Genomic DNA, 9927 nt, shown 5'->3' with positions numbered 1-9927 from the left:
CCACCCCCGGGTGAAACTGCACGTGGTGGCCGACAACTACGCCACCCACAACCATCCGAACGTCCGCGCCTGGCTGGCCAAGAACCCCCGCATCACCATGCACAACACCGCGACCAGCGCGTCCTGGATGAACATGGTCGAGATCTTCTTCGGCATCATCACCCGCCAAGCCATCCGCCGCGGCACCTTCACCAGCGTCACCGACCTGATCGGCGCGATCCGCACCTTCATCGACGCCTACAACCAGCGCTGCGAACCCTTCCGCTGGACCAAAACCGCCGACCAAATCCTCACCAAAGCCAACCGTCAAAAGAACTCAGACACGCGACACTAGCGGGACGGACAGGTGGCCGGAAAGCGTCCCTGGTGGCGCGACGGAACGGTGCTGTGGTCGGTGGCCCTGTCCTCGATGTGCCTTCTCGTCTCGCGTCTGCTCGACGATCCCTCCGACAACTTCGGCGGCTCGTGGCTCCATTTCCTGGTGCTCGGCGGCTCCGGCGCCCTTCTCGCTACGGCGGTGGTCCTGCTGGTCCTCCGGCGCCGGCCGCCGCGCGGGCGGTGAAGCATCGCCAGGGATCGATCGAGGGGCTAGGTTGGCGGTGAGGACGCCGCGCCGAGAGGGGACCTGACGATGACACTTCGGGAGACGCCGCCGTTTCGGGCGGATCACGTCGGCAGTCTGCTGCGGCCGCGGCGGCTGCTCGAGGCCCGGGAGCGGCGCGCGGTCGGTGACATCGACGCCGACGCTCTGAAGGCCGTCGAGGACGAGGCGATCCGCGATGTCGTGCGCATGCAGCGCGATGTCGGTCTGCGCACCGCCACCGACGGCGAGTTCCGGCGGGTCTCCTGGCACATGGACTTCATCTACCGGCTCGGCGGGGTGCGGCCGACCGACGAGAAGATCCAGGTGCATTTCCGGAACGCCGAGGGGGAGCTCGACTTCGAGTCGGCCGCCCTGGCGATCGACGCTCCGGTGCGGCTCAACGACACGATCTTCGGGGACGACTTCGCGTTCCTCAGAGACACCGTCGAGGAAGGGCAGACCGCCAAGCTGACCATTCCCTCGCCCAGCATGGTGCACTACCGCGGTGGCCGGGCCGCCATCGATCCGGCCGTCTATCCGGATGAGGAGGTCTTCTGGGCTGATCTCTCCGCCGCGTACAAGGAAGAGGTCAAACGCGTCGCCGAGCTGGGATGCCGTTATCTGCAACTGGACGACACCAGCTTCGCGTACCTCAATGACCCTGAGCAGCGCAAGCTGCTCACCCAGCGTGGCGACGACGCCGAGCATCAGCACCTTCGGTACATCCGGCAGATCAACGCCGCGCTCGAGGGACGGCCGGACGGGCTGGCCGTCACCACCCACATGTGCCGGGGCAACTTCCGTTCCTCGTGGGCGGCCGAGGGCGGCTACGACTTCGTCGCCGAGGCTCTTTTCAGTGAGCTCGCGGTCGACGGTTTCTTCCTGGAGTACGACGACGAGCGCTCCGGCACATTCGCCCCGCTGCGGTTCGTGCCGCCGGGCAAGATGGTGGTGCTCGGGCTGGTCACCACCAAGCGCGGCGAGCTGGAGTCGAAGGACACGCTGAAGCGCCGCATCGACGAGGCCGCCCGCTATGTCCCCCTCGACCAGCTGTGTCTGTCGCCGCAGTGCGGGTTCTCGTCGACGGTCGAGGGCAACGTCCTGACGTACGAGGAAGAAGTCGCCAAGCTCAGGCTGATCGCTGAGACGGCTGACGAGGTGTGGAAGTAACCGTGTCAGCGCCGTGTGCGCGCGGTGTCAGCGCCGCGCGCAACTCTGAACGGCATGAGCGATTTCGTGGTGCGTGCGGAAGGCCTCCGCAAGCGATTCGGTAAGACACAGGCGCTCGACGGGGTGGACCTGGCGATGCGCCGCGGCACCGTGCTCGGCGTCCTCGGACCCAACGGCGCGGGCAAGACCACGGCCGTACGGGTCCTGGCCACCCTGTTGCGCCCGGATTCCGGCCATGCGGAGGTGGCCGGCATCGACGTGCTGCGCGAGCCGCAGCGGGTCCGCCGGCGCATCGGCCTGACCGGCCAGTACGCCAGCGTCGACGAGGACCTGACCGGCACCCAGAACCTGGTGCTGATCGGCCAGCTGCTCGACCTGCCGACCAGCCAGGCGAAGCGGCGGGCGGCCGAGCTGCTCGAGTGGTTCGACCTGGCCGAGGCCGCGGGCCGGATGGCCAAGACCTATTCGGGCGGCATGCGGCGCCGGCTCGACCTCGCGGCCAGCCTCGTCGGCCACCCCGAGGTGATCTTCCTGGACGAGCCGACCACCGGCCTCGACCCGGCCAAGCGCGAGGACATGTGGGGCGTCGTCCGCAACCAGGTCACCGAGGGGGCCAGCGTGCTGCTGACCACCCAGTACCTGGAGGAGGCGGACGCCCTGGCGGACGAGATCGTGGTGATCAACAAGGGGCACGTGATCGCGCACGACACCCCGGACGGGCTCAAGCGGCTCGTCGGCGGCCTGACCCTGCGCGTCCGCCCGGCCGACCCGTCGCGGGTGCCGGACGTGCTGCGCGTGCTCGACAAGGTCGCGGCGCCGGGCTCGACGGCGAGCGCCGACGGGTCCGCGGGCGCACGGCCGGGCGCGGCCAGCGTGCCGGTCACCGACGACTCCGCGCTCCTCGACGTCGTGCCCGCGTTGCGCGAGGCCGGCATCGAGCTCAACGACTTCGGTCTGCACCTGCCCAGCCTCGACGAGGTGTTCCACACCCTGACCACCAAGAAAGAAGAACTGGTATGACCACCTTGACTCTGGGCACCGTCAGCGACTCGCCGCGCGGGGGCTCGCTGGCCGCGCTGGCCCGGCACAGCGTCGCGCTTGCGCGCCGAAGTTTGATCAAAACCATGCGGACGCCCGAAGCGCTGATCGACGTGACGCTCCAGCCGGTGATCTTCCTGCTGCTGTTCACGTACCTGTTCGGCGGGGCCATCTCCGGGGGCCACCGGGACGACTACCTCCAGCTCCTGCTGCCCGGCATGCTCGCGCAGTCGCTGGCCATGGGCGGCATCGCCCTCGGCCAGAACCTCAACGCCGACATCGAGAAGGGCGTCTTCGACCGGTTCCGGTCGCTGCCCGTGGCCCGATCGGCGCCGCTGGTCGGCGCGGTCGCGGCCGACGTCATCCGCTACCTGACCGTCTGCGTGGTCATGCTGGGCTTCGGCATGCTCATCGGCTTCCGGGTGGAGACCGGCTTCGTCCCGGCCGTCGCCGCGGTGGGGCTCTCCATCGCCTTCGGGCTGTGCTTCTGCTGGATCTCGGTCTGGGTCGGCATGCTCGTGCGCACGCCCGGCGCCGTACAGGGACTGATGTTCCTGATCGTCTTCCCGTTGTCGTTCGGCAGCAACGTCTTCGTCGGCACGGACACCCTGCCCGGCTGGCTCCAGGGGTTCGTGCAGGTCAACCCGATCACGCCGCTCGTCTCGACGATCCGCGGGCTGCTGATCGGCGGCCCGGTCGCCTCGCACCTGTGGGGGACGCTGGCCTGGATGGCCGCCCTGCTCGCGATCTTCGTCCCGCTCGCCCTGCGCGCCTACTCGCGCCGCGCCTAAGCCAAATCTGATGGCACACGTGGGAGCCCCGCCCGGCTGAGCCGGGCGGGGTCGACCTGGGTCAAGGCCGTCTTTCCGTCCAGGTTCCACCCTTTGCCGTACGCCTCGTCGAAGGCGTCCTCGCCGAGCGCCTTGCGGGCCCGGCGGCTGAGCTCGTGCACCTGCGGATCGGTGCGGTCGTGGGCGCCCCGCAGCCGCGCCGCCGCACCCAGCATCACGGCCATGTCGCCGGCCCGCCCGTGCGCGCCGGCCAGCGCCGCCGCCCCGACGGCGACCAGCGACATCAGCGGCAGGTCGTGCGACTCCAGCCCCGCCTCGTACGCCCGGGCCAGGGCCTGCTCGGCGCCGGCCAGGTCGCCGAGCTCGAGGCAGAGCCACGCCCGCACGGACCCGACGATGGCCCGGCCGTGGTCCCCGCCGTACGTGTACCGCTCGTCCATGCCGGTCTCGGCCTGCTCGAGCAGCGCCGCGGCCCGGTCGAGGTCGCCCAGCCGCACCCACATGCCCGCCTCGAGCGCGTTGATCAGGATGAGGAACTCGGGCGAGATCGCGCGCCGGGCCCGCTCCCGAACCTCCTCGGCCATCGCGATGGCCAGGTCGTTCTCGCCGAGCCGCAGGTTGAGGTCGATCCAGCGCAGGTCGATGAAGATCTCGTCGGTGAGGCTGAGCGAACCGAACTCGCGGGCCACCGCCCGGGCCTGGCGCAGGTCGGCCAGCGCCCCCTCCAGGTCGCCGTCGTACTGCCGCACCATGGCCCGGGTCGGCAGCACGGTGGCCAGCCCCCAGCGGTCGCCGATCCGGCCGAACGCCTCCAGGGCCGCCGTCACGTCCTCGCGCACCTGAAGGAGGCCGCCCTCGTTCTCGGCCAGCTGGGCCCGGAACACCCGGGCCAGGGCGGCCAGCCACTCGTCGGGCCCGTCGATGAGCCGCCGGAGCATCGTCAGCGAGGCCTCGTTCTCCCGCAGCCAGGCCAGCGCCAGCGCGGTCAGCGGACCGGCCATCCCCGGCAGCTCCGGATAGGCCAGGAGGCGATCGGTCAGCTGCCGCAGCTCCTCGCGGCGGTGCTCCAGGATGTCGCCGAAGATCTCGTTCTGCGCGCTGGCCCGGTTGAGCAGCAGGATCGCCTCGGCCGTGTCCCGCTCCAGGGTGGGCCCGGCCGCGGGCAAGGCCAGCGCCTCGCCCAGCCAGTAGACGGCGTCGGTGTGCCGGCCGAACATCTGCCAGTACCAGGTCAGGTCGAGCGCGAGGGCGACCGCCCCGCCGGCGTCGCCGATGTCGCAGAGGTGGCGCAGGGCGGCCAGGGCGTTGTCGTACTCGGCGCGGATCTCCCGCATCGCGTCGAGCTGGTCCGGGCCGCGCAGCCGCGGATCGTTGCGGGCGACGAGCGTGGCCAGGTAACGGGCCGCGAGGTCGCGGGCGTCACCTAGGGTGCCTTGCTCGATCCCGTACTCACGCAGCGTTTCCAGCATGCGGTAGCGGCCGGCCTCCGGCGCCAGTTGCAGCATCGACTTGTCGACGAGGGCCGCGAGCAGGTCGGGAATCTCGGCCGCCGGCACCGCCGTGCCGGCGCAGACCGCGGTGGCCGAGGCGGGCGTGACGCCGCCGGGCAGGATCGAGACGCGTTCGGCGACCGTACGCTCGTACTCGCTCAAAAGGTCCCAGCTCCACGCGATGACCGCCCGGAGCGTGCGATGCCGCGGCATCGCCGTGCGGCTCCCGGTGGTCAGCAGCCGGAACCGGTCGGTCAGCCCGGCCGCCAGCTCGGCCAGCGACATCGTGCGCAGCCGCGCCGCCGCCAGCTCCAGCGCCAGCGGCATGCCGTCGAGCCGGCGCACCACCTCCAGAATCCCGCCCAGCGTCTCCTCATCGACGTCGAATCCCGGTCGTACGGCGGCCGCCCGCTCCGTGAACAGCCGGACCGACGCCGACCGGCGCGCCTCCCCGACCCCCGCGCCCGGCTCCGGAAGCGCCAGCGGCCCGAGCGGCGCCAGCGCCTCGCCGTCGATGGCCAGGGCCTCGCGGCTGGTGGCCAGCACGCGCAGCCCGGCCGCCCGCGGCAGCAGCGCCGCCATCAGATGCGCGATCGCGTCGATCAGGTGCTCGCAGTTGTCGACGACGAGCAGGCTCTCCCGCCCGTTGAGCTGATCGGCCAGCACGTCGAGCTCGTCGCCGTCGGCCCGCAGCCGGGCGTCGAACATGGCCGACCCGCGCAGCCCGATCGACGCGAGCAGGGCCGCGCCCACCTTCGACGGCTCGGTGACGGACGACAGGTCGACCAGCCAGGCCCCGTCCCGATATTCGTGCCGTCGCCGCCGGGCCGCCTCGATCGCCAGCCGCGTCTTGCCGGCCCCACCGGGCCCGACGACGGTGACGAGCCGCCCGGTGGTGAGCAGCGTGTCGATCCGGGCGAGATCGTCGTCCCGCCCGACGAAGCTGGTCAGCGGGGCCGGCAGGTTGCCTTTGGCCTCGGCCCGCGCCTCGGGTCGGTAGCGCAGCAGCCGCAGATGCTCCTCCCGCAGGGAGGCGCCGGGATCGACGCCGAGCCGCTCGGCCAGCGCTTCCCGGATCCGCTCGTAGACGGCGAGCCCTTCGGCCGGCCGCCCCTGCGCCGCGAGCGCCTCCATGAGCAGCACGGCGGCCCGCTCGTGCACCGGGTCCTCGGCCAGCAGCGCGGTCAGCCGGGCGGCCGCCGCCTCCGGTTGTCCCGCTCGCAGCTCGGCCTCGGCCAGCCCGGCGATCGCCTCCCGCGCCACCTGCGTCAGCCGGTGCGCCGTGGCCGGCGCCACCGAGGCGATCGCGGCCGGGTCGCCCCAGAGCTCGACGGCCGCGCTCAGCTTGGCGGTCTCGGTGCGCCCCTCGGCGGCCAGCCGCTCGAAGCGCAGCGCGTCGACGTCATCATCGGTCACCGCGAGCCGGTAGCCACCCTGCGCCTGCGCCACGAAGTCAGCGCCACCGAGAAGCCGCCGCAGCCGCGACACCAGCGATTGCAGGGCATTGACCGGGTCACCGGGCGGCTCCTCGGCCCAGAGCGCCTCGACCAGCACGTCCGGCGGCACCGCCCGCCCACCGGCCAGCGCCAGCCGCACGAGCAGCCCTCGAAGGCGCGCCCCGGGCACGGGCACAGCGGCGCCACCGACGGCCACCTGAAAGTCGCCGAGCAGCGTCACGCGCAGATCCACACCCCGATCCTCTCGCGCGAGCGCACGCGCCCCCAAACCGGCCTTTCCCAACGTGTCACAGCAGTCATGCCGAGTCCGCCGGGCCGCCTTCCAGCACCGCACCCTGTCGATCACAAACCGGGCATCGTTGCGAAGCCCACCAATCAGCGTCTTCTCCAGCGTTCACGAGGCAGACGTCCGGAAAGCCGTCACCGCAGAAACACGCGGTGCCGTCCGGCATCCGATGCAGGTGGTGGCCCTCATGGCCAGGGCGATCCGGCACCAGCGGGCGACGTCGGCGCTCGATGCGCTGGGCGGCACGCGCGGCCGCACGAGCCGCCATCGTCTCTTCCCAACTGCGCCCCACACGCCCGCCGCCCGGCGGCACCACGGTCGGCGGCGGCTCCGATGTCGTCATGCGACGTGTTTACCGCATCACGGGGCCGCCGGCGGGCGGCGGTCGAAGGCGAGATGCCGGAGCTCGGAGCTCTGGTCCGTCAGCAAGCCGGTGATCTCGGGCGGCAGGAAGCGCAGACCGGCCAGGTCGGCGAGGCGGACCCAGCGGAAACGGTGGCCGTCCCGGTCATGCACCGAGCCGGACGGGACTCCGTCCGGCCAGGAGATCGCGTAGAAGAAGCAGACCTCCTGGTGGATGACCCCGCCGATCGGTACTTGAACGTTCCGGCGGGATCGCTCCAGGCGACGTCCACTACGCGGTGACGAGCGGGCGGACCTCGACCCACCCGTCGCTGGTCGGGATCATGCGGCCGATCCAGACGGCGTGGTCGAGGTCGGAGGCTTCCACGATGAAGTAGCCGGCGAACGTCTGCTCGCCTTCCAGGAGCGTCCCGCTGCTCACCACGTTGTCGCGGATCGACACACCGGCCGAGGCGTTGCGCGCGGCGTGCCCCGCGATGATCCGGCCGCCCGTCTCGGCGATCTTGTGAGGGAGCCACATGTGGGCTTCGAGCACCGTGGGGGAGGCCGCCGCCGCGCTGTCCGGCACCTCCCGCTCGTACACGAGAATGATGAACTGCGGCAATGGCGACTGGCTCTCCGGTGCGACCACGACGGCGAGCCTAGCGGCTCGGGGCGATGCGCAAAGTCGCCTCGTGGGCCTGCGGGCCTGCGACCAGGCCCGCGTTGGCGCCGTATTTGGCTCGGTACGCGGCGTCCAGCGTCTCGGCCGGGCCGGGGTCGGCTGACAGAAGGACGTCGCGTTCCAAGCCGGTGGTGGAGATGTGACCGTGTGGGTCGGTCAGGGCGGCTTGGAACCAGGCCGAGCGGCGGCCGCGGAACGCCCGTACGTACAAGCCTCCGTCGACCACCACCATGCCCAGCTCGACGCCTTCGTGCCTTTCCCGGCCCACGCTCAGCACCAGCGACGGGCTTGCGGCGAGGAGCTCTACTTCTTCGGATGACCACATGCCCCGACCCTGGCGCGGTTTTCCGCCGTGCGCCCCAGGGCCGGGCACTGGCCGGGGCGGGCCAGGGTCAGGCGCCGGCGCCGCCGTCGACCGGGATGATGGCGCCGCTGACCCAGGAAGCGCGGTCGCTGAGCAGCCAGGCGGCCACCTCGGCGATCTCGCGGGGTTCGGCCATCCGGCCCATCGGGGTCGACGCCGTGATGCGGTCCACGACGCCCGGGGTCGCCGCCTCCCACGCGTCGATCATCTCGGTGGCCGTGCCGCCGGGGGTGATGCCGTTGACCCGGATGTGCTGGGGTGCCCACGTCACCGCCGCCGTCTCGGTGATGCTGTTCAGGGCGCGCTTCATCGCCCCGTACGCGGGAAGCGCCGGATTCGCCCTTCGGCTGCCGATGCTCGACGTGTTGACGATCGCCCCGCCACCGCCCGCCCGCATGAGGGCCGCCTCCGCGTTCATGGCCGTCCAGTGCGCGCGGAAGTTCACCTCGAACTGCTGCTGGATGTCCTCGTCGCCGGTGGTGTCGAGCGGGCCGGGCTGCTGGATGACCGCGCCGTTGTTGAAGGCACCGTCGAGCCGCCCGTGCAGCTCCTCGACGCGGCTGATCGCGGCGCGGATGCTCTCGGTGGAGGAAAGGTCCAGGGCCACGGCGTCGGCGACACCACCCTCGGCCCGGATCTCTTTGACGATCCGCTCGAGGGCTTCGGTGCCCCGGGAGGCGAGCACGACGGCCGCGCCCTCCTGGGCGAAGAGACGGGCCGCGGCGGCGCCGATGCCTCGGCTGGCCCCGGTGATGAAAATGACCTTGCCGGTCAGCATGTCTGTCATGCCGGAAAGCCTCGCCGCGCCCGCGCCCCGCAAACAGGCACAGGTGGTACCAGGCTCCGCCGCGACGCAGCGCGCAGACTGGACCTCATGGACAAGCAGGAACTAGGAGCTTTCCTTCGTACGCGTCGTGAGCGGCTCCGCCCCGAGGACGTGAACCTCCCGTCCGGCCCCCGCCGCCGTACGCCCGGCCTCCGCCGCGAGGAGGTGGCCGTGCTCGCCCACATCTCCACCGAGTACTACGTGCGCCTCGAGCAGGGCCGCGCGCCCCGCCCGTCGGCCGAGGTCCTGGCCGGCATCGCGGCCGCCCTGCGCCTGACCGGCGCCGAGTCCGAGCACCTGCACGTCCTGGCCGGCACCGCACCCGCCCGCACCGGCCTGCACCGCCGCGACGTACGCCCGAGCATCCTGGCCCTGATCGAGCGCCTCCCGCAGACCGCGGCCTTCGTGACCTCGGCGACCTTCGACGTGCTCGCCTGGAACGACCTGGCCGCCGCCCTGATGGAGGACTTCGGCGCCCTGGAGCCGGCCGACCGCAACCTGGCCCGGAAGGCGTTCCTCAGCCCCGAGCGCCGTCTCTACGGCGTCTCCGACGTCTCCGAGTTCCGCCACCACGTCGTCATGGAGTTGCGCGCCACCCTGGCCAAATACCCGTCCGATCCCGCCGTGACCACCCTCGTCCAGGATCTGCGCGACGGCAGCACCGACTTCGCCCGCCTCTGGGACCGCCACGACGTCCAGCCCGCCCCCGCCATCAGGAAGACCTTCCACCACCCGGTCGTCGGCCGGGTCACCGTCGACTGCGACTCGATGACCCTGAACGACAGCGACCAGCACCTGGTCCTCTACAGCGCCCCGGTCGGCTCCCCGGACGCCGAGGCCCTGGCCCTGCTCAGCGTGCTCGGCACCGAGCCCTTCCCCGCAAGCCGATAGCGCC

11 protein-coding genes are annotated in these 9927 nt (G+C 71.7%); 6 read left to right on the top strand and 5 right to left on the bottom strand.

The window, feature by feature from the left end; genetic code table 11:
* The 5 genes from CRP55_RS38060 to CRP55_RS38040 form a co-directional block, all read left to right on the top strand.
* On the top strand, positions 1 to 334 hold a 334-nt coding region (locus tag CRP55_RS38060; protein ID WP_179855505.1), incomplete at its 5' end, for a transposase.
* A 12-nt stretch (positions 335 to 346) separates the two neighbouring features.
* Positions 347 to 562, top strand: a complete 216-nt coding sequence (locus CRP55_RS38055; protein WP_097326841.1) for a hypothetical protein — start codon at positions 347 to 349, stop codon at positions 560 to 562.
* Between the two features lie 69 nt (positions 563 to 631).
* Complete coding sequence (locus tag CRP55_RS38050) at positions 632 to 1753, top strand: 5-methyltetrahydropteroyltriglutamate--homocysteine S-methyltransferase (RefSeq protein ID WP_097326840.1); 1122 nt, start codon at positions 632 to 634, stop codon at positions 1751 to 1753.
* Positions 1754 to 1807: 54 nt separating this feature from the next.
* The gene (locus CRP55_RS38045) at positions 1808 to 2773 is read left to right on the top strand and encodes an ATP-binding cassette domain-containing protein (RefSeq protein WP_097326839.1); all 966 of its coding nucleotides are present in this window, start codon (positions 1808 to 1810) and stop codon (positions 2771 to 2773) included.
* Positions 2770 to 3582: an ABC transporter permease gene (locus CRP55_RS38040; protein ID WP_097326838.1), complete on the top strand. Its 813-nt coding sequence runs from the start codon at positions 2770 to 2772 to the stop codon at positions 3580 to 3582. Before CRP55_RS38045 ends, CRP55_RS38040 begins: the two co-directional genes overlap by 4 nt.
* Here the strand turns inward: CRP55_RS38040 and CRP55_RS38035 are convergent.
* The 5 genes from CRP55_RS38035 to CRP55_RS38020 form a co-directional block, all read right to left on the bottom strand.
* Positions 3579 to 6761: an AfsR/SARP family transcriptional regulator gene (locus CRP55_RS38035; RefSeq protein WP_097326837.1), complete on the bottom strand. Its 3183-nt coding sequence runs from the start codon at positions 6759 to 6761 to the stop codon at positions 3579 to 3581. The genes CRP55_RS38040 and CRP55_RS38035 overlap by 4 nt on opposite strands.
* A gap of 414 nt (positions 6762 to 7175) precedes the next feature.
* Entirely contained in the window at positions 7176 to 7331 is a 156-nt protein-coding gene (locus CRP55_RS53520) for a hypothetical protein (RefSeq protein WP_179855504.1), read from the bottom strand.
* Between the two features lie 118 nt (positions 7332 to 7449).
* The gene (locus CRP55_RS38030; RefSeq protein ID WP_143235211.1) at positions 7450 to 7809 is read right to left on the bottom strand and encodes a YciI family protein; all 360 of its coding nucleotides are present in this window, start codon (positions 7807 to 7809) and stop codon (positions 7450 to 7452) included.
* A gap of 10 nt (positions 7810 to 7819) precedes the next feature.
* Positions 7820 to 8167 carry a DUF2255 family protein gene (locus tag CRP55_RS38025; RefSeq protein ID WP_097326835.1) on the bottom strand — a complete coding sequence of 116 codons (348 nt, stop codon included), beginning with the start codon at positions 8165 to 8167 and terminating at the stop codon, positions 7820 to 7822.
* 67 nt (positions 8168 to 8234) lie between these two features.
* Positions 8235 to 8993: an SDR family NAD(P)-dependent oxidoreductase gene (locus CRP55_RS38020; RefSeq protein ID WP_097326834.1), complete on the bottom strand. Its 759-nt coding sequence runs from the start codon at positions 8991 to 8993 to the stop codon at positions 8235 to 8237.
* A gap of 87 nt (positions 8994 to 9080) precedes the next feature.
* Between CRP55_RS38020 and CRP55_RS38015 the strand changes: the two genes are divergently transcribed.
* Positions 9081 to 9923, top strand: coding sequence for a helix-turn-helix transcriptional regulator (locus tag CRP55_RS38015; RefSeq protein WP_097326833.1), 843 nt, complete (start codon positions 9081 to 9083; stop codon positions 9921 to 9923).
* The last annotated feature ends 4 nt before the right edge of the window (positions 9924 to 9927 follow it).

Origin of the sequence: Paractinoplanes atraurantiacus, from assembly GCF_900215205.1 — a bacterium.
GTDB lineage: Bacteria > Actinomycetota > Actinomycetes > Mycobacteriales > Micromonosporaceae > Actinoplanes > Actinoplanes atraurantiacus.
This window is presented reverse-complemented; position numbering and strand designations above follow the sequence as displayed.

Coding starts and splice junctions, on each gene's coding strand:
- CRP55_RS38045 (WP_097326839.1), top strand. CDS start 1,808: ATGAGCGATTTCGTGGTGCGTGCGGAAGGCCTCCGCAAGCGATTCGGT.
- CRP55_RS38050 (WP_097326840.1), top strand. CDS start 632: ATGACACTTCGGGAGACGCCGCCGTTTCGGGCGGATCACGTCGGCAGT.
- CRP55_RS38040 (WP_097326838.1), top strand. CDS start 2,770: ATGACCACCTTGACTCTGGGCACCGTCAGCGACTCGCCGCGCGGGGGC.
- CRP55_RS38020 (WP_097326834.1), bottom strand. CDS start 8,993: ATGACAGACATGCTGACCGGCAAGGTCATTTTCATCACCGGGGCCAGC.
- CRP55_RS38015 (WP_097326833.1), top strand. CDS start 9,081: ATGGACAAGCAGGAACTAGGAGCTTTCCTTCGTACGCGTCGTGAGCGG.
- CRP55_RS38025 (WP_097326835.1), bottom strand. CDS start 8,167: ATGTGGTCATCCGAAGAAGTAGAGCTCCTCGCCGCAAGCCCGTCGCTG.